Consider the following 18,677-nt stretch of genomic DNA (forward strand, 5'->3'; position numbering starts at 1 on the left):
TACCCAACCAGAAAGGAGAGATTGATGCCTGAGGGGCCAGAGATCCGCCGTGCCGCCGACGCATTAGCCGCAGCGGTGGCAGGGGAGCCGTTAACCGGAGTGTGGTTTGCTTTCCCTGAATTAAAACCTTACGAAACTGAGCTTACAGGACAGAGGATTGAAAAGCTGTAAACGCGTGGTAAAGCGCTGCTCACCTACTTTTCTACTGGGCGGGTGCTTTATACCCATAACCAGCTTTATGGCCTGTGGCGCGTTGTTGAGGCGGGCGTGACGCCAGACACCAAACGCGATTTGCGCGTACGCTTGGAAACGCAACACCGTGCAATTCTACTCTATAGCGCCTCGGATATTGCCATGCTCACGCCGGATGCGCTTGCGGCACATCCTTTCTTGCAGCGCATTGGCCCTGATGTCCTCGATATGCATGTCACTCCGCAGCAAGTCCAGGCCCGATTGTTAAGCGAGCGGTTTCGCCGCCGTCGCCTGAGTGGTTTGTTACTCGATCAGGCTTTTTTAGCCGGACTGGGCAACTATTTGCGTGCGGAGATTTTATGGCACGCGGCGCTGTCGCCCCAGCACACGGCGGTGACGTTGGATGAGGGGCAACGAACCAAACTGAGTGACGCGTTATTATCACTGCCGCGCCTTTCCTATCACACGCGGGGAACGGTGGATGACAACCACCATCACGGCGCGTTGTTCCGTTTTAAGGTTTTTGACCGTGAAGGAGAACCGTGCGAGCGCTGTGGGCAAGCTATCGTGCGCACCATGCTCTCGTCGCGCCCGTTTTTCTGGTGCCCACATTGCCAGCATTGAGACGTAAAAAAGCCGGGAAAACCCGGCTTTTTGATGTTTTTGCCTTACTGATGATGCTTAGCGATGGTTGAGCGAAGAGGTGAAGTCGCGTTTGTCGTAGCCGGTATACAGCTGACGCGGACGCGCAATCTTCAGGCCGTCGTCGTGCATTTCGTTCCAGTGGGCAATCCAGCCGACGGTCCGTGCCATCGCGAAGATTACGGTAAACATGGAAGACGGAATGCCCATCGCTTTCAAGATGATACCTGAGTAGAAATCCACGTTGGGGTAGAGTTTCTTCTCGATAAAATAGGGATCGTTGAGCGCGATGTGTTCCAGCTCCATGGCCACTTCCAGCAGGTCATCTTTCATGCCCAGCTCTTTAAGCACTTCATGACAGGTTTCACGCATCACGGTGGCGCGTGGGTCATAATTTTTATAGACCCGGTGGCCGAAGCCCATCAGACGGAACGAGTCGTTCTTGTCTTTGGCGCGTCTGACGAATTCAGGAATGTGTTCAACCGAGTTGATCTCTTCCAGCATACGCAGACAGGCTTCGTTAGCACCGCCGTGTGCCGGTCCCCATAGCGACGCGATGCCCGCAGCGATACAGGCAAACGGGTTGGCGCCGGAAGAACCTGCGGTACGCACCGTTGAGGTGGACGCGTTCTGTTCATGATCGGCATGCAGGATCAGGATGCGGTCCATTGCGCGTTCCAGTACCGGATTCACCACATACTCTTCACACGGCGTAGCAAACATCATATGCAGGAAATTGCCGGCATAGGACAGGTCGTTACGCGGGTAAACGAACGGCTGACCGAGGGAGTATTTGTAACACATGGCGGCCACGGTCGGCATTTTGGACAGCAGGCGATACGCGGCAATTTCGCGGTGACGCTCAATGCTGATATCCAGTGAGTCGTGGTAGAACGCTGCCAATGCACCGGTTACGCCGCACAACACCGCCATCGGGTGAGAGTCGCGACGGAAACCGTGGAACAGACGCGTAATCTGTTCGTGGATCATGGTGTGACGCGTTACCGTGGTTTTAAAGGTGTCAAACTGCTCCGACGTTGGCGCTTCGCCGAACAGCAGAATGTAGCAGACTTCCAGATAGGTGGATTTCTCCGCCAACTGGTCGATAGGGAAGCCGCGATGCAGCAGCACCCCTTTGTCACCGTCGATGTAGGTGATTTTGGATTCGCAAGACGCCGTGGAGGTAAATCCCGGATCGAACGTGAAAAAGCCTTTGGAACCGAGGCTACGGATATCAATTTCATCTTGCCCAAGCGTGCCGGACAACACATCAAGCTCGATGGGCTCTTTACCATTTAGGGTAAGTGTCGCTTTCTTATCAGCCATTTACAGTCTCCTTAGCGCTTTAATTTTAAAAATTTATCACCGAAGAAATACCGTTATGCCTGTACACCGAACGGAGAAACTCGGTCAAAACGCCGAGGTCTTGGCATTTGCACCTATCAGGATACAGCATCGGGCAGTGGCCGGGCTCACCACCCCATCAAAGGAAAACCGTGTTCTTCTGGTTAGTAGCGATTCTCTAAATTCTAGTCTACTCTAGTCATTAACATGACTTTATACGTGGAATTCGACTTTCCACTGTTACACAAGTTATGTCACTTGGGGAAGCCTATCTTGAATTCTTTAACGGGCGACTTTCAGATTACAGCTCTATTTGTAATTTAATTGTTTAATACATGTCAAATGAGTTGGTTAATTTTATATAAAATGTGAAATAAGTGATCTCACTCACTGTTTAGCCGAAATGTCACTAAACAATTTGTGGGCTAATTGTAATAAGATTGTGAAGTACTTATACTCGCGTCAGGTCTCCGGAACCCCCTGAAGTAGGAGCACCCAGCGTGAATAAGTCATGTGCCGTTTAACATGGGATGTTGACGTTAAGGCCAACGTATCACCCGGAAGCATGTGGCTGCATTCTTCGCGCTGTCTGACCTAGTTACAGGTCCGGAGGAACGAAAAATAATAAAGGTGTGTGGGCAAATCCGTGAAAAAACAAAGACCTGTCAATCTGGATCTGCAAACGGTCCAGTTTCCCGTAACTGCGATAGCCTCAATTCTTCACCGTGTCTCTGGCGTCATTACCTTTGTGGCCGTCGGCATTCTGCTGTGGCTGCTCGGGCACTCTCTTGCTTCAGAAGAGGGATTTCTGTACGCCGCGGCCATTCTGGATAGCGTGATTGTTAAATTTATTCTGTGGGGCATCCTCACCTCGCTGGCCTACCACATTGTTGGCGGATTACGCCATCTGATGATGGACTTTGGCTTTCTGGAAGAAGATCTCGCGTCGGGAAATCGTTCCGCAAGGCTCTCTTTTATCATTACTGTCGTGCTTTCACTACTGGCTGGAGTCCTCGTATGGTAAGCAATGCTTCTGCATTAGGACGTAATGGCGTTCACGATTGGCTGCTCATTCGCGCTTCTGCCATTGTTATCGTGCTCTACGTGATTTATCTCGTGGGGTTTATCGCGACGGCGGGGGATATCACCTATCCCGTTTGGCGCGGTTTCTTCGCGATGCCCCTCACCAAAGTGTTCACGCTGCTGACGCTGTTCGCCATCCAGGTTCACGCCTGGATAGGGATGTGGCAAGTGCTGACTGACTACATTAAGCCGCTGGAGTTGCGTCTGATATTGCAACTCGCCATCGTGGTGGCGCTGCTGGTGTACGTTATTTATGGAACCGTTGTGGTGTGGGGTGCGTGATGAATTTACCAATTAGGCAATTTGATGCCGTTGTTGTCGGCGCAGGCGGCGCAGGTATGCGCGCTGCGTTACAAATCTCCCAAATGGGGCTCTCCTGTGCGCTGTTGTCCAAGGTGTTCCCGACGCGCTCGCACACCGTGTCTGCGCAAGGCGGTATTACTGTCGCGCTGGGCAATACCCATGAAGATAACTGGGAATGGCACATGTACGATACCGTAAAAGGGTCGGACTATATTGGCGATCAGGATGCCATCGAATACATGTGTAAAACCGGCCCGGAAGCCATTCTGGAGCTCGAACATATGGGGCTGCCTTTCTCTCGTCTGGATAATGGTCGCATTTATCAACGTCCGTTCGGTGGGCAATCGAAGAATTTCGGCGGTGAGCAGGCGGCGCGTACCGCGGCGGCTGCAGACCGCACCGGCCACGCCCTGCTGCACACGCTTTATCAGCAAAACCTGAAAAATCACACCACTATCTTCTCCGAGTGGTATGCGCTGGATCTGGTGAAGAATCAGGATGGTGCGGTGGTAGGTTGTACCGCAATCTGTATCGAAACCGGCGAAGTGGTTTATTTCAAAGCGGGTGCAACGATACTGGCAACCGGCGGTGCTGGCCGTATCTACCAATCCACGACTAACGCCTACATCAACACCGGCGACGGCGTCGGCATGGCGCTGCGCGCTGGTGTGCCCGTGCAGGATATGGAGATGTGGCAGTTCCACCCGACCGGGATCGCAGGCGCAGGCGTGCTGGTTACCGAAGGCTGCCGTGGTGAGGGGGGCTATCTGCTCAACAAGCACGGCGAACGTTTTATGGAGCGCTATGCGCCTAACGCCAAAGATCTGGCTGGCCGCGATGTTGTCGCGCGTTCCATCATGATTGAAATCCGTGAAGGGCGTGGCTGTGATGGCCCATGGGGTCCCCACGCCAAGCTGAAACTCGATCACTTGGGTAAAGATGTGCTGGAATCGCGTCTGCCGGGCATTCTGGAACTGTCGCGCACCTTTGCGCATGTCGATCCAGTCAAAGAACCGATCCCGGTCATCCCCACCTGCCACTATATGATGGGGGGCATTCCCACCAAAGTAAGCGGTCAGGCGTTGACGGTTAATGAAAAGGGCGAAGATGTGGTAGTGCCGGGCCTGTTCGCCGTCGGTGAAATTGCCTGCGTTTCCGTGCACGGCGCTAACCGTCTGGGCGGTAACTCGCTGCTCGATCTGGTGGTGTTTGGCCGTTCTGCGGGCATGCATTTACAAGAATCACTGCAAGAGCAGGGTGAACTGCGTGATGCCAGCGACAGTGACGTTGAGGCGGCGCTGGAGCGACTGAATCGTTGGAACAACAACCGTACTGGCGAAGATCCGGTAGAAATCCGTAAGGCATTGCAATCCTGCATGCAGAACAACTTCTCGGTATTCCGTGAAGGAGATGCAATGGCGAAAGGGTTGGAAGAGCTGAAGGTGATTCGCGAGCGTCTGAAAAATGCACGCCTTGACGACACCTCTACGGAGTTCAATACCCAGCGCATTGAGTGCCTCGAACTGGACAACCTGATGGAAACGGCCTATGCCACGGCTGTCTCAGCCAATTATCGCACTGAAAGCCGTGGGGCGCACAGCCGCTTCGACTATCCGGATCGCGATGATGAAAACTGGTTATGTCATTCGTTGTATTTGCCGCAACACGAGAGCATGACGCGCCGTGAGGTGAACATGCAGCCTAAATTACGTCCGGCGTTTCCGCCGAAAATACGTACTTATTAATGTCGCGGAGATGGCACGATGAAACTTGAATTTTCAATTTATCGCTACAACCCGGATGTTGATGACGCACCGCACATGCAGGATTACACCCTGGAGGCGGAGGAAGGGCGCGACATGATGCTGCTTGACGCGCTGATCCAACTGAAAGAGCAAGATCCTACGCTGGCGTTCCGCCGCTCTTGCCGTGAAGGGGTATGTGGCTCTGACGGCCTTAACATGAACGGCAAAAACGGGCTGGCTTGCATTACGCCAGTCTCGGTGCTGCAACGGGCCAAAGGTAAAATCGTTATCCGTCCGCTGCCGGGATTACCGGTAATCCGTGATTTGGTGGTGGACATGGGACAGTTCTATGCCCAATATGAGAAAATAAAGCCTTACTTGTTGAATAATGGGCAGAATCCACCCGCACGTGAACATTTGCAGTCGCCGGACCAGCGTGCCAAGTTGGATGGATTGTATGAGTGCATCATGTGCGCCTGCTGTTCCACGTCTTGCCCGTCGTTCTGGTGGAACCCGGATAAGTTTGTGGGCCCGGCAGGGCTGCTGGCGGCTTACCGTTTCCTGATCGACAGCCGTGATACGGAAACCAAGCCGCGCCTGGATGCGCTGGATGATGCATTCAGTGTATTCCGCTGCCACAGCATCATGAACTGCGTTAATGTCTGCCCGAAAGGACTCAACCCAACGCGGGCGATTGGTCACATTAAATCGATGTTGTTGCAACGCGGTGCCTAAGGCACACCGCGAAACGGCGTAAGCGCCGCCGCGCAGAGAAATTACGGCGCGGCGCAGAGGTAAAACTGCCGTATTGTGCAGTGGTAAGACGTAACATGATTATCCCCCCGGCTCACGGCGGGGGGATGATAGGAAACCTTTAAAAACGGGCTTGTGCGCCAAACCGGTTTTTAAAGGTTCCTTAAAGGGGAAGGACACCCTGGCCCTGCGTCTCTGACAGGGAAATGAACCGTTTACGGTGCCTGGTTTTTTTACGGCACAGGACATGTTAACCACGGCGAAAACCGAAGCTTATTAGCTTAAGGGATCACAATGCAGAACGGCGCAATGAAGGCCTGGCTGGATTCCTCCTATCTGGCGGGCGCGAACCAGTCCTACATAGAACAGCTCTATGAAGATTTTTTAACCGATCCGGATTCTATCGATCTTAGCTGGCGGTCTATCTTCCAGCAGTTGCCTACGGCGGGGGTCAAACCCGATCAACTGCATTCCAAAACGCGCGACTATTTCCGCCGTCTGGCGAAAGATGCCTCGCGCTTTAGCTCCTCTGTGACCGACCCTGACATTGACGCCAAGCAGGTCAAAGTATTGCAGCTGATAAACGCGTTTCGTTTCCGTGGACATCAGCAGGCCAAGCTGGACCCGATCGATTTACGTCCGCAAGCCCCGGTTGCAGAACTGGATTTGGCTTACCACAACCTGACGGCAGATGACCTTCAGGACACTTATAACGTGGGCTCTTTCGCCATTGGCAAAGAGACCATGAAGCTCGGTGAATTGTATGACGCCTTGAAGCGCACCTACTGCGGTTCTATTGGCGCTGAATACATGCATATCACCAGCACCGATGAGAAACGCTGGATTCAGCAGCGTATTGAATCCATTACCGGTCAGCCTTCTTTCAGTTTGGAAGAGAAGCATCGCTTCCTGAAAGAGCTGACGGCGGCGGAAGGGCTGGAGCGCTATTTAGGGGCCAAATACCCGGGTGCTAAGCGCTTCTCGCTGGAAGGTGGCGATGCGCTGGTGCCGATGCTCAAAGAGATGATCCGCCATGCGGGCAACAACGGCACGCGTGAAGTGGTGCTGGGCATGGCGCACCGTGGCCGCCTTAACGTGCTGGTTAACGTGCTGGGGAAAAAACCGCAGGATTTGTTCGACGAATTTGCCGGTAAGCATAAAGAGCATCTCGGCACCGGTGATGTGAAATACCATCAGGGCTTTTCGTCTGAATTTGCCACCGAAGGCGGTCTGGTGCATCTGGCACTGGCGTTTAACCCTTCGCACCTTGAGATTGTCAGCCCGGTGGTGACCGGTTCAGTGCGCGCTCGCCTCGATCGTCTCAGCAGTGAGAGCGGTCCGCGCGTGTTGCCAGTGACGATTCACGGTGATGCGGCCATCAGTGGGCAGGGCGTGGTTCAGGAACTGCTGAATATGTCCACCGTGCGTGGCTATGAAGTGGGCGGTACGTTGCGTATCGTTATCAACAACCGCATTGGTTTTACCACCTCTAACCCGCTGGATATTCGTTCCACGGAATATTGCACCGACATTGGCAAAATGGTGCAGGCGCCGATTTTCCACGTCAACGCTGACGATCCGGAAGCGGTCGCCTATGTGACGCGTCTGGCGTTGGATTTCCGCAATGAATTCAAACGCGATGTGTTTATCGATCTGATTTGCTACCGTCGTCATGGGCACAACGAAGCGGATGAACCAAGTGCTACGCAGCCGATGATGTACCAGAAGATCAAAAAACACCCAACGCCGCGCAAGGTGTATGCCGATCGTCTGGAACTGGAAAAAAACATCACGCTGGAAGATGCCACCGAGCAGGTTAACCTGTATCGCGATGCGCTGGACGCGGGCGAATGCGTGGTGGAAGAGTGGCGTGAAATGGACATGCAATCCTTCACCTGGACGCCTTACCTGAACCACGAGTGGGATGAGCCGTATCCGCACAAGGTGGAGATGAAACGCCTGCAAGAATTGGCAAAGCGCATCAGTGAAGTGCCGGAAGCCATTGAAATGCATCCGCGTGTTGTCAAAGTGTACGCTGACCGTGCTGAAATGGCGCTGGGTAACAAGCCCTTTGATTGGGGCGGCGCGGAAACGCTGGCCTACGCTACGTTGGTGGATGACGGCATTCCTATTCGTATATCCGGTGAAGACAGCGGCCGTGGTACGTTCTTCCACCGCCATGCCGTGGTGCATAACCAAAAGAATGGCTCAAGCTATACGCCGCTGGAACATGTGCATAACGCGCAGGGTACGTTTAACGTCTGGGACTCCGTGTTGTCTGAAGAGGCGATCCTGGCGTTTGAATACGGATACGCCACGGCAGAGCCGCGCACGCTGACCATTTGGGAAGCGCAGTTCGGTGACTTTGCCAACGGTGCGCAAGTGGTGATCGATCAGTTCATCAGCTCCGGTGAACAGAAGTGGGGACGCATGTGCGGCCTGGTGATGCTGCTGCCGCACGGCTATGAAGGTCAAGGCCCAGAGCACTCTTCTGCGCGTCTTGAGCGCTACCTGCAATTGTGTGCTGAGCAAAACATGCAGGTGTGCATTCCGTCGACGCCAGCGCAGGTTTACCATATGTTACGTCGCCAGGCGCTGCGCGGTATGCGGCGTCCGCTGGTGGTGATGTCACCGAAATCGCTGTTGCGTCATCCGCTGGCGATTTCCTCCCTGGAAGAGTTGGCAAACGGTGCGTTCCAGCCAGCTATTGGTGAAATTGACGAACTTGATCCGCAAGGAGTGAAGCGCGTCGTGCTCTGTTCCGGCAAGGTCTACTATGATTTATTGGAACAGCGTCGTAAGAATGAACAGAACAACGTGGCGATTGTGCGCATCGAGCAACTCTACCCGTTCCCGCAGCAGGCGGTACAGGCGGCGTTAGCGCCGTTTGCGCACGTGAATGATTTTGTCTGGTGTCAGGAAGAGCCGCTCAATCAGGGGGCATGGTATTGCAGCCAGCACCATTTCCGCGAAGTGATTCCCTTTGGAGCGTCTTTGCGTTACGCCGGACGCCCGGCCTCCGCCTCTCCGGCGGTCGGTTATATGTCTGTGCACCAGAAACAACAGCAAGATCTGGTTAACGACGCGCTGAACGTTGATTAAATAAAAGGATAGATAATGAGTAGCGTAGATATTCTTGTCCCTGACCTTCCCGAATCGGTAGCCGATGCTTCCGTGGCGACCTGGCACAAAAAGCCGGGTGACAGCGTCCAGCGTGATGAAGTGCTGGTCGAGATTGAAACCGATAAAGTGGTGCTGGAAGTGCCTGCGCCAGAAGCGGGCGTGCTGGATGCCGTGCTGGAAAGCGAGGGTGCTACGGTGACATCACGCCAAATCCTCGGTCGCTTGCGCCGTGGCGACAGCTCCGGTAAAGAAACCAGCGAAAAAGCGCAGAACAAAGAGTCTACGCCTGCCCAGCGCCATACCGCTGGGTTGACCGAAGAGAACAGCGACGCGCTTAGCCCGGCGATTCGTCGTCTGATCGGTGAGCACGGTTTGGATGCGGCTGCGATTAAAGGCAGTGGCGTCGGTGGCCGTATCACGCGTGAAGATGTTGAAAAGCATCTGGCGGCACAGGCTGCCAGCGGCAGCGACAAAAAAGCGGCAAAAGTAGCAGAAGCAGCACCAGCGCTGGCCCATCGCAGTGAGAAACGCGTGCCAATGACGCGTCTGCGTAAGCGTGTTGCTGAGCGCCTGCTCGAAGCGAAAAACAGTACCGCCATGTTGACCACCTTTAACGAAGTCAACATGCAGCCGATCATGAACTTGCGCCAGCAGTACGGTGATGCGTTTGAGAAACGTCACGGTGTGCGCCTGGGCTTTATGTCGTTCTACATCAAAGCCGTGGTGGAAGCGCTGAAACGCTATCCTGAGGTGAACGCCTCCATCGACGGCGAAGATGTGGTGTACCACAACTATTTCGATGTCAGTATCGCGGTCTCCACGCCTCGCGGTCTGGTTACGCCAGTGCTGCGCGATGTCGATGCGCTGGGCATGGCTGACGTTGAGAAGAAAATCAAAGATCTCGCAGTAAAAGGGCGCGACGGTAAGTTGACGGTAGAAGAACTGACCGGCGGTAATTTCACCATTACCAACGGTGGCGTGTTCGGCTCCCTGATGTCCACCCCCATCATCAACCCGCCACAGAGTGCGATTCTCGGCATGCATGCCATCAAAGACAGACCGATGGCCGTGGAGGGGCAGGTGGTGATTCTGCCAATGATGTATCTGGCGCTTTCTTACGATCACCGGTTGATCGATGGTCGTGAATCCGTGGGCTTTTTGGTCACGGTAAAAGAGATGCTGGAAGATCCAACACGCCTGCTGCTGGATGTATAGCGCGTGATGGCGTAGACCGCCGCCGCCTGCCGAGCGGCGGTCATACGGTAACGGTATTGGTTTACTTTGTGCTATGCAGCCGTCCTTGGCGGCGTTATCCAATAATATCAATAAAGTCATGCGACTTATCTTCAAACCGAGATGGATAGAACATCATGAATTTACATGAATATCAGGCAAAACAGCTCTTTGCTCGATATGGCCTGCCGGCGCCGACCGGTTATGCCTGCACCACGCCGCGCGAAGCAGAAGAGGCCGCCTCGAAAATTGGTGCCGGTCCGTGGGTAGTGAAATGTCAGGTGCATGCGGGTGGCCGCGGTAAAGCGGGCGGCGTAAAAGTGGTGAGCAGCAAAGAAGATATTCGCGCGTTTGCGGAAAATTGGTTGGGCAAACGTTTGTTGACCTATCAAACGGATGCGCAAGGTCAACCTGTGCATCAGATTCTGGTGGAAGCTGCAACTGACATCGATCAAGAACTCTACCTCGGTGCCGTGGTCGATCGCGCTACGCGTCGTGTGGTGTTTATGGCCTCGACTGAAGGCGGCGTGGAAATTGAAAAAGTGGCGGAAGAGACGCCGGAGCTGATTCATAAAGCCGCGCTCGACCCGCTGACCGGTCCGCAGCCTTATCAGGGGCGTGAGTTGGCCTTTAAACTGGGGCTGAGCGGCAAGCAAGTGGCGCAGTTCACCAAGATTTTCATGGGACTGGCGACTCTGTTCCTGGAACGCGATCTGGCACTGGTGGAGATTAACCCGCTGGTGATCACCAAGCAGGGCGATCTGGTCTGTCTGGACGGTAAACTTGGCGCGGATGGCAATGCGCTGTTCCGCCAGCCGGAACTGCGCGAAATGCGCGATCCAAGCCAGGAAGATTCCCGCGAAGCGCATGCTGCGCAGTGGGAACTGAACTATGTGGCACTCGATGGCAACATTGGTTGTATGGTGAATGGTGCGGGTCTTGCCATGGGCACCATGGATATCGTCAAGTTGCACGGCGGCGCGCCGGCCAACTTTCTGGATGTGGGCGGCGGTGCAACCAAAGAGCGTGTGACCGAAGCCTTTAAAATCATTCTCTCCGACGACAACGTGAAAGCGGTACTGGTCAATATCTTTGGCGGTATCGTGCGCTGTGATCTGATCGCTGACGGCATCATCGGTGCGGTAGCCGAAGTGGGCGTTAACGTACCTGTGGTGGTGCGCCTGGAAGGAAACAACGCGGAACTGGGTGCCAAGCAACTGGCAGACAGCGGCCTGAATATCATTGCCGCCACCAGTTTGACAGATGCAGCTCAGCAGGTTGTGAAGGCAGCGGAGGGTAAATAATGTCTATTCTGATTGATAAGCACACTAAAGTGATTTGCCAGGGATTCACCGGCAGCCAAGGCACCTTCCACTCTGAGCAAGCACTCGCTTACGGTACGCAATTGGTGGGCGGCGTGACGCCCGGTAAAGGCGGCACAGAGCATTTAGGGTTACCGGTATTCAATACCGTGCGCGAAGCGGTAACCGCGACCGGCGCAACGGCTTCGGTGATCTATGTTCCGGCACCGTTTTGCAAAGACTCGATTCTGGAAGCGATTGATGCGGGGATTGAACTGGTCATCTGTATCACTGAGGGCATCCCGACGCTGGATATGCTGACCGTGAAGGTGAAGCTGGAACAGAGCGGCGTGCGAATGATTGGGCCCAACTGCCCGGGCGTTATCACCCCCGGAGAGTGCAAGATTGGCATTATGCCCGGCCATATTCACAAACCGGGCAAGGTGGGGATCGTTTCTCGTTCAGGAACGCTGACCTATGAAGCGGTAAAGCAGACCACGGACACCGGGCTGGGTCAGTCAAGCTGTGTCGGAATTGGTGGTGACCCGATTCCGGGCTCCAACTTTATCGATATTTTGGCGTTGTTCGAACAGGATCCGCAAACCGAGGCCATCGTGATGATTGGTGAAATCGGTGGTACGGCGGAAGAGGAAGCAGCAGCCTATATCAAAGCGCATGTCACCAAACCGGTGGTCGGGTACATTGCCGGTGTAACAGCGCCGAAGGGCAAGCGTATGGGCCATGCCGGTGCCATCATTGCAGGCGGTAAAGGCACAGCGGATGATAAATTCGCGGCACTGGAAGCGGCTGGCGTGAAAACGGTGCGCAGCCTGGCGGATATCGGCGATGCCGTGAAAGCGGTGCTGGCGCGTTAGTTCCTCGCCATAAACGCGTTCTGTAAGTACAGCAAAAAGGGCCATCTTTGGATGGCCCTTTTTTATTGTCGGTACAGTAATAAAAGATGAAAACAAAAAATAATTAGGAACCGTTATTAATCTAACACTCAATATATTAACTATAGCAACATTAAATTAACAATTTAAACAATGTGGTTATCATTAAATCATCTACGCTTGATAGTGCGATAAATTAACTCTGGGCGAGTAAGTCAAAAATTGGTTTGCTAATTGATACCGTTGTTACGTTTATTTCTACATTTGATTAACAAATAATCGCATGGAGAAAACCTGGTAAACCTGAAATTAACATCCGGGGCGCTATTTGCGTCAGATCAAAATCTTAGGCTGGCTATAAATAGGGAAATGCGCTTAAATTGCGCCACATCAATTTTCACTAAAGGTGCGCCGGAAGGGGAAAGTTGATTTGAAACCAAAAACACAATCTGTGTCACGTAAAAACCTATTTATTGTAGGGGATTACAGGCGTAATATAGCCGCTACCCTGTTTGTGGTATCGTTTTAAGCTATTTTTAACGTGTTTTCTTTGGCGTGTTATTGGTTTAACGGTGAACTCTCGCTGTTTATAAAAGCCGGTTCTGAAGCAATTTTCTGTTGTGTTCTTTTTGGGTGTTTAGCGGCTTGTTGGCATTGACAAGCTAAAACCTTCCTGCGAGGAGCAAGGAGTCAAGATGTTTGATATAGTCGAACTGTCACGTTTACAGTTTGCCTTAACCGCAATGTACCATTTCCTTTTCGTACCATTAACGCTGGGGATGGCGTTTTTGTTGGCGATCATGGAAACGGTCTACGTGCTAACGGGCAAACAAATCTACAAGGATATGACCAAGTTCTGGGGCAAGTTGTTTGGTATCAACTTTGCACTGGGCGTGGCTACCGGACTGACCATGGAATTCCAGTTCGGTACTAACTGGTCCTATTTCTCCCACTATGTCGGGGACATTTTCGGCGCGCCGTTGGCGATCGAAGGCCTGATGGCGTTCTTCCTCGAATCAACGTTTGTTGGCTTGTTCTTCTTTGGCTGGGATCGCCTGGGCAAAGTGCAACACATGGCAGTGACCTGGTTGGTGGCGCTGGGGTCTAACTTCTCCGCGCTGTGGATTCTGGTCGCAAACGGCTGGATGCAAAACCCCATCGCTTCCGAATTCAATTTCGAAACCATGCGTATGGAAATGGTGAGCTTCTCACAACTGGTGTTGAACCCGGTTGCGCAGGTGAAGTTCGTTCATACCGTCGCTGCAGGTTACACCACCGGTGCCATGTTCATTTTGGGCATCAGTGCTTACTATCTGCTTAAGGGCCGTGATTTGGCCTTTGCCAAACGCTCATTTGCCATTGCTGCCAGCTTCGGCACCGCTGCTGTGCTGTCAGTTATCGTACTGGGTGATGAATCCGGTTATGAAATGGGCGACGTACAAAGAACCAAACTGGCCGCGATTGAAGCTGAGTGGGAAACCCAACCGGCACCGGCCAGCTTTACGCTGTTCGCCATTCCCAATCAGGAGAGAATGGAGAACCAATTCGCCGTGCGTATTCCGTTTATGCTGGGGCTTATTGCCACGCGTTCGACGGACGGTGTGGTGCTGGGGCTGCGTGAACTGATGGATGGTCATCAAGTGCGTATCCGTAACGGCATGAAAGCGTATGAGTTGCTGGAAAAGCTGCGCGCAGGTAATACCGATCCTGCAGTGCGTGAAGCCTTTAACCAATCCAAACAGGATCTGGGTTACGGCATGCTGCTCAAACGTTACACCGCAGACGTTGCTAATGCGACTGAAGCGCAAATTCAGCAGGCGACCAAGGACTCTATTCCTCGCGTTGCACCGCTCTACTTCTCATTCCGCATCATGGTGGCCTGTGGCGTGCTGATGCTGCTGATTATCGGCTTGTCGTTCTGGAGTGTTATCAGAAACCGCATCGGTAAAAACAAACTGCTGCTTCGTGCTGCCCTGTTCGGTATTCCGTTACCGTGGATTGCGATTGAAGCCGGTTGGTTTGTTGCTGAATACGGTCGTCAACCGTGGGCTATCGGTGAGGTGCTGCCAACGGCGGTGGCGAACTCTTCGCTGACAGCTGGCGACATCCTGCTATCAATGGGCTTGATCTGCGGTTTGTATACGCTGTTCCTGGTTGCCGAAATGTATCTGATGTTCAAATTCGCGCGCCTCGGTCCAAGCAGCCTGAAAACAGGGCGTTACCACTTTGAACAGCCGTTGACGCTGGCTCAGGACGCACGGTAAACAGGAGTCCACTATGTTTGAATATGAAGTTTTACGTTTTATCTGGTGGCTGTTGATTGGCGTGCTGATGATCGGTTTCGCCATCACTGACGGCTTTGATATGGGCGTTGGCGTACTGGTCCGCGTGATGGGGCGTAATGATGTAGAACGCCGTATCATGATCAACAGTATCGCTCCGCACTGGGAGGGTAACCAGGTGTGGCTTATCACCGCGGGCGGAGCGCTGTTTGCTGCCTGGCCGATGGTGTATGCCGCCGCGTTCTCCGGTTTCTATATTGCGATGATTCTGGTGCTGGCCTCCTTGTTCTTCCGTCCGATCGGTTTTGACTACCGCTCTAAGCTCGAAGACGCGCGCTGGCGCAACATGTGGGACTGGGGCATCTTCATCGGTAGCTTTGTGCCGCCGGTGGTCATTGGTGTGGCGTTCGGTAACCTGTTGCAGGGCGTGCCGTTCCATATCGATGCCAGTGCGCGCTTGTTCTACACCGGTAGCTTTTTCCAACTGCTCAACCCGTTTGGCCTGTTGGCAGGCGTTGTCAGCTTGACCATGATCCTGGCACAAGGGGCTACCTACCTGATGATGCGCACCAACGGCGATTTGTATGTGCGTTCGAAAGGTGCTGCTCAGTTGTCGGCGTTGGTGATGATGGTGACGTTTGCGTTGGCTGGCGTGTGGGTGATTTACGGTATTGATGGTTTTACCATTACCTCTGTGCTGGACAAGGCGGCTGAGTCTAATCCGCTGCACAAAGAAGTGGCGCATCAGGCCGGTGCCTGGTTGGCTAACTTCACGGCGCATCCAGTGCTGTGGGCGATCCCGATGTTGGGTGTGGTATTGCCGCTGCTGACCATCGCCACGGCGCGTGCGAACAAGGGCGGTCTGGCCTTCCTGTTCAGTTCGCTGACTATCGCCTGCGTTATCCTGACCGCTGGCGTTGCCATGTTCCCGTTTGTGATGCCTTCCATCACACAACCGAACGTGAGCCTGACCATGTGGGATGCCACCTCCAGCCTGTACACGCTGAAAGTGATGACGATCGTCGCGATTATTTTTGTACCCATCGTGCTCTCCTATACCGCATGGTGTTACTACAAAATGTTCGGCCGCATCACCAAAGAGCATATTGAACAGAACACCCACTCTCTGTACTAAGTAAGGAGCTTAATGATGTGGTATTTTGCCTGGATACTCGGAACGCTTCTTGCTTGCTCGCTGGGGATTATTACCGCTCTGGCGTTAGAGCAGAGTGAAGCAACGAAAGCGAAAGCGGCAGAAGATAACGCGCAATGAGCAGTCTGGTTGATAAACTCTACCAACTGATGGACAAGGGCCCTCTACGGGCTCTTGCCCTGCTCATGGCGTTGCTGATGGCGGGCTGTGTGATGTGGGACCCGACACGCTTTGCGGCGCGCACCAGCGCGTTGGAAGTGTGGCAAGGCCCGTTGCTGGTATGGGCCGTTTGTACCGGAGTGATCTACGGGGTAGGGTTCCGCCAACAGCGCCTGCTGTGGCGCGTAATTTTTGCGCCTTTTCCTGCCTTTGTGATCCTGCTCGCAGGGCTTATTTACTTCTTTCGCTAGGGCCTGTTGACAATCATCGCCAAGAACCTGTTTTTTTGTAAAAGAATCTGTTTACATTCTGTCTTTTTTGGAAAAGCAGAATGCCAAGATTGATGCTCAGTGATGACCAATACGAACGGATTAGCCCGTTTTTGCCGGGAAAGGATTCGGATCCGGGACGAACAGCAGCAGATAATCGGCTTTTTGTCGAAGCGGTTTTATGGATCGCCCGAACTGGAAGCCCATGGAGAGATTTACCACCCGATTTCGGACTCTGGAACAGTGTGTACAAACGCTTTGCCAGATGGTCACGGGCAGAAATATGGCATTCCGTTTTTGCTGAACTTGCGGGCGATGCCGATTTCGAGGAAATCTTCATCGACAGCACTATCGTACGGGTTCATCAGCATGCAGCGGGCGCTCCCAAAAAAACGGTGACCAGTCGATTGGTCGTTCTCGCGGGGGATTGACAACCAAGATTCACGCTCTGGTTGATGGGCTGGGCATGCTTGCCCGTTTTAGTTTGACTGGTGGTCAAAAGAGCGACACCAGAGAAGCATTGCCTTTACTTGGTGAATTGAAACCTTCAAGCTTGGCTGCAGACAAAGCCTACGATACGAATGTGATTCTACAATATCTGGAGTCGGTAGGCATTCAGGCTGTCATCCCCAGCAAAGAGAATCGCCGTGAGCAACGCCCACTGGACAAACATCTTTACGCTTCACGCAATTTGATCGAACGTTTCTTTTGCCGTATCAAGCAATTTCGACGCGTAGCTACACGCTTCGACAAACTCTCAAAACGCTTCGCATCATTCGTTGCGCTCGCTGCTGCATTCGTCTGGCTGTGTTAATTGTCAACAGCCCCTAGTATCTACCCTAAATAATTCGAGTTGTAGGACAAAGCGTTCGCGTTTTGAACAGCGCAAGCGAGCGAATCTCGGTGAACTTACTTAGGTAAGTGATTCTGGTGAGTGAGCGTAGCCAACGCCCCTACAGCTTGAAGTATGACGGGTATGTTCTATTCCGTTTGGTTATGGGTTGCAGCCAACCCATAATTATTTTATTTCCCTCTAAGCAACCCATTCCAAACCTCATTTCTCTTGCGTATAGTAGCGGTGTTTCGTTGTATTACCGGGATGTAGAGTGAGCAATACGTTGTTTCGTTGGCCTGTGCGTGTCTACTATGAAGACACAGACGCCGGTGGCGTGGTGTATCACGCCCGTTATATCGCCTTCTATGAGCGTGCGCGGACATAAATGTTACGCCAGCACGGCTTTCATCAGTGCGCCTTGCTGGAAGAGCATGTGGCTTTCGCTGTGCGCCGTATGGCGGTCGAGTATTTTTCTCCGGCGCGTCTGGATGATTTATTGAACGTAGAGAGTGAAATCACAGTGATACGCGGTGCTTCTCTCACGTTTGCTCAGCGTATTCTCAATTCTCACGGCGATCTGTTGAGTCAGGCCGACGTATTGATCGCTTGTATCGATCCACATCACATGAAGCCCATCGCGCTTCCTAAGTCTATTGTCGCGGAGTTTAAGCAGTGACTGACATGAATATCCTTGATTTGTTCCTGAAAGCCAGTCTTTTAGTGAAACTTATCATGCTGGTTTTGATTGGTTTTTCTATCGCCTCTTGGGCGATCATCATCCAACGCACGCGTATTTTGAACAACGCCACGCGTGAAGCTGAAGCCTTTGAAGATAAATTCTGGTCAGGCATTGAACTCTCCCGGCTGTATCAGGAAAGCCAGACTCGCCGCGATTCGCTGGCAGGCTCAGAGCAGATCTTCTATTCCGGCTTCAAAGAATTTGCCCGTTTGCATCGCGCCAACAGCCATGCACCGGAAGCGGTGGTGGAGGGGGCTTCGCGTGCGATGCGCATCTCCTTTAACCGCGAGTTAGAGATGCTCGAAACCCATATCCCGTTTTTGGGCACCGTTGGCTCTATCAGTCCGTATATCGGTCTGTTCGGTACGGTATGGGGGATCATGCACGCCTTTATCGCCCTGGGGGCGGTGAAGCAGGCTACGTTGCAAATGGTGGCGCCGGGTATTGCCGAAGCGCTGATTGCGACTGCAATCGGTCTGTTTGCGGCGATCCCAGCGGTAATGGCCTATAACCGCCTGAATCAGCGTGTGAATAAACTGGAGCAGAACTACGACAACTTCATGGAAGAGTTCATCGCTATCCTGCATCGTCAGGCCTTCACTGAAAGTAGTAAGTAATCAGGAGGCAG

At 53.1% G+C, this 18,677-nt stretch carries 14 protein-coding genes and 3 pseudogenes; 16 read left to right on the forward strand and 1 reads right to left on the reverse strand.

The genetic code is table 11. The features are described 5' to 3' along the window. The first annotated feature begins 24 nt into the window (after positions 1–24). A pseudogene (gene nei, locus K6K13_RS06400) lies at positions 25–816 on the forward strand (endonuclease VIII). 57 nt (positions 817–873) lie between these two features. Here the strand turns inward: nei and K6K13_RS06405 are convergent. Next, positions 874–2,160, reverse strand: a complete 1,287-nt coding sequence (locus tag K6K13_RS06405; RefSeq protein ID WP_222160025.1) for a citrate synthase — start codon at positions 2,158–2,160, stop codon at positions 874–876. Between the two features lie 652 nt (positions 2,161–2,812). Between K6K13_RS06405 and sdhC the strand changes: the two genes are divergently transcribed. The 15 genes and pseudogenes from sdhC (at position 2,813) to tolQ (ending at position 18,666) form a co-directional block, all read left to right on the forward strand. After that, on the forward strand, positions 2,813–3,202 hold the full coding sequence (gene sdhC / locus K6K13_RS06410; protein ID WP_222160026.1) for a succinate dehydrogenase cytochrome b556 subunit: 390 nt from the start codon (positions 2,813–2,815) through the stop codon (positions 3,200–3,202). Beyond that, positions 3,196–3,543 (forward strand): succinate dehydrogenase membrane anchor subunit, encoded by a 348-nt coding sequence (gene sdhD / locus K6K13_RS06415; RefSeq protein WP_222160027.1) that lies wholly within the window; start codon positions 3,196–3,198, stop codon positions 3,541–3,543. The genes sdhC and sdhD overlap by 7 nt, the downstream gene beginning before the upstream one ends. Then, a complete protein-coding gene (gene sdhA / locus K6K13_RS06420) occupies positions 3,543–5,309 on the forward strand; it encodes a succinate dehydrogenase flavoprotein subunit (protein WP_222160028.1) in 1,767 nt (588 codons plus the stop codon). Before sdhD ends, sdhA begins: the two co-directional genes overlap by 1 nt. An 18-nt stretch (positions 5,310–5,327) precedes the next feature. Further along, positions 5,328–6,044 carry a succinate dehydrogenase iron-sulfur subunit gene (locus K6K13_RS06425; protein WP_222160029.1) on the forward strand — a complete coding sequence of 239 codons (717 nt, stop codon included), beginning with the start codon at positions 5,328–5,330 and terminating at the stop codon, positions 6,042–6,044. Between the two features lie 312 nt (positions 6,045–6,356). Next, on the forward strand, positions 6,357–9,164 hold the full coding sequence (gene sucA, locus K6K13_RS06430) for a 2-oxoglutarate dehydrogenase E1 component (protein ID WP_222160030.1): 2,808 nt from the start codon (positions 6,357–6,359) through the stop codon (positions 9,162–9,164). A gap of 15 nt (positions 9,165–9,179) precedes the next feature. Next, entirely contained in the window at positions 9,180–10,400 is a 1,221-nt protein-coding gene (gene odhB, locus K6K13_RS06435) for a 2-oxoglutarate dehydrogenase complex dihydrolipoyllysine-residue succinyltransferase (RefSeq protein WP_222160031.1), read from the forward strand. A gap of 155 nt (positions 10,401–10,555) precedes the next feature. After that, entirely contained in the window at positions 10,556–11,722 is a 1,167-nt protein-coding gene (gene sucC / locus K6K13_RS06440; RefSeq protein WP_222160032.1) for an ADP-forming succinate--CoA ligase subunit beta, read from the forward strand. Further along, positions 11,722–12,594 carry a succinate--CoA ligase subunit alpha gene (gene sucD, locus K6K13_RS06445; RefSeq protein ID WP_222160033.1) on the forward strand — a complete coding sequence of 291 codons (873 nt, stop codon included), beginning with the start codon at positions 11,722–11,724 and terminating at the stop codon, positions 12,592–12,594. Before sucC ends, sucD begins: the two co-directional genes overlap by 1 nt. 713 nt (positions 12,595–13,307) lie before the next feature. Further along, positions 13,308–14,876, forward strand: coding sequence for a cytochrome ubiquinol oxidase subunit I (cydA, locus tag K6K13_RS06450; protein ID WP_222160034.1), 1,569 nt, complete (start codon positions 13,308–13,310; stop codon positions 14,874–14,876). A 13-nt stretch (positions 14,877–14,889) separates the two neighbouring features. Beyond that, complete coding sequence (gene cydB / locus K6K13_RS06455) at positions 14,890–16,029, forward strand: cytochrome d ubiquinol oxidase subunit II (protein WP_222160035.1); 1,140 nt, start codon at positions 14,890–14,892, stop codon at positions 16,027–16,029. A gap of 15 nt (positions 16,030–16,044) precedes the next feature. Beyond that, complete coding sequence (gene cydX, locus K6K13_RS06460; RefSeq protein ID WP_195314819.1) at positions 16,045–16,167, forward strand: cytochrome bd-I oxidase subunit CydX; 123 nt, start codon at positions 16,045–16,047, stop codon at positions 16,165–16,167. Then, entirely contained in the window at positions 16,164–16,457 is a 294-nt protein-coding gene (gene ybgE, locus K6K13_RS06465) for a cyd operon protein YbgE (protein WP_195314803.1), read from the forward strand. Before cydX ends, ybgE begins: the two co-directional genes overlap by 4 nt. A gap of 92 nt (positions 16,458–16,549) precedes the next feature. Continuing rightward, positions 16,550–17,289 (forward strand): annotated as a pseudogene (locus K6K13_RS06470) (IS5 family transposase). Between the two features lie 292 nt (positions 17,290–17,581). Continuing rightward, positions 17,582–17,986 (forward strand): annotated as a pseudogene (gene ybgC, locus K6K13_RS06475) (tol-pal system-associated acyl-CoA thioesterase). Continuing rightward, the gene (gene tolQ, locus K6K13_RS06480) at positions 17,983–18,666 is read left to right on the forward strand and encodes a Tol-Pal system protein TolQ (RefSeq protein ID WP_222160036.1); all 684 of its coding nucleotides are present in this window, start codon (positions 17,983–17,985) and stop codon (positions 18,664–18,666) included. Before ybgC ends, tolQ begins: the two are co-directional and overlap by 4 nt. Positions 18,667–18,677: the final 11 nt, after the last annotated feature.

Source organism: Symbiopectobacterium purcellii (assembly GCF_019797845.1).
In the GTDB taxonomy this organism is placed as follows: domain Bacteria; phylum Pseudomonadota; class Gammaproteobacteria; order Enterobacterales; family Enterobacteriaceae; genus Symbiopectobacterium; species Symbiopectobacterium purcellii.

What these genes read in the sequence shown, in the direction of transcription:
- sdhA (WP_222160028.1), top strand. Translation starts at nt 3,543, where the DNA reads ATGAATTTACCAATTAGGCAATTTGATGCCGTTGTTGTCGGCGCAGGC.
- K6K13_RS06425 (WP_222160029.1), top strand. Translation starts at nt 5,328, where the DNA reads ATGAAACTTGAATTTTCAATTTATCGCTACAACCCGGATGTTGATGAC.
- ybgE (WP_195314803.1), top strand. Translation starts at nt 16,164, where the DNA reads ATGAGCAGTCTGGTTGATAAACTCTACCAACTGATGGACAAGGGCCCT.
- sucD (WP_222160033.1), top strand. Translation starts at nt 11,722, where the DNA reads ATGTCTATTCTGATTGATAAGCACACTAAAGTGATTTGCCAGGGATTC.
- sdhD (WP_222160027.1), top strand. Translation starts at nt 3,196, where the DNA reads ATGGTAAGCAATGCTTCTGCATTAGGACGTAATGGCGTTCACGATTGG.
- sucC (WP_222160032.1), top strand. Translation starts at nt 10,556, where the DNA reads ATGAATTTACATGAATATCAGGCAAAACAGCTCTTTGCTCGATATGGC.
- K6K13_RS06405 (WP_222160025.1), bottom strand. Translation starts at nt 2,160, where the DNA reads ATGGCTGATAAGAAAGCGACACTTACCCTAAATGGTAAAGAGCCCATC.
- cydA (WP_222160034.1), top strand. Translation starts at nt 13,308, where the DNA reads ATGTTTGATATAGTCGAACTGTCACGTTTACAGTTTGCCTTAACCGCA.
- odhB (WP_222160031.1), top strand. Translation starts at nt 9,180, where the DNA reads ATGAGTAGCGTAGATATTCTTGTCCCTGACCTTCCCGAATCGGTAGCC.
- sucA (WP_222160030.1), top strand. Translation starts at nt 6,357, where the DNA reads ATGCAGAACGGCGCAATGAAGGCCTGGCTGGATTCCTCCTATCTGGCG.
- cydX (WP_195314819.1), top strand. Translation starts at nt 16,045, where the DNA reads ATGTGGTATTTTGCCTGGATACTCGGAACGCTTCTTGCTTGCTCGCTG.
- cydB (WP_222160035.1), top strand. Translation starts at nt 14,890, where the DNA reads ATGTTTGAATATGAAGTTTTACGTTTTATCTGGTGGCTGTTGATTGGC.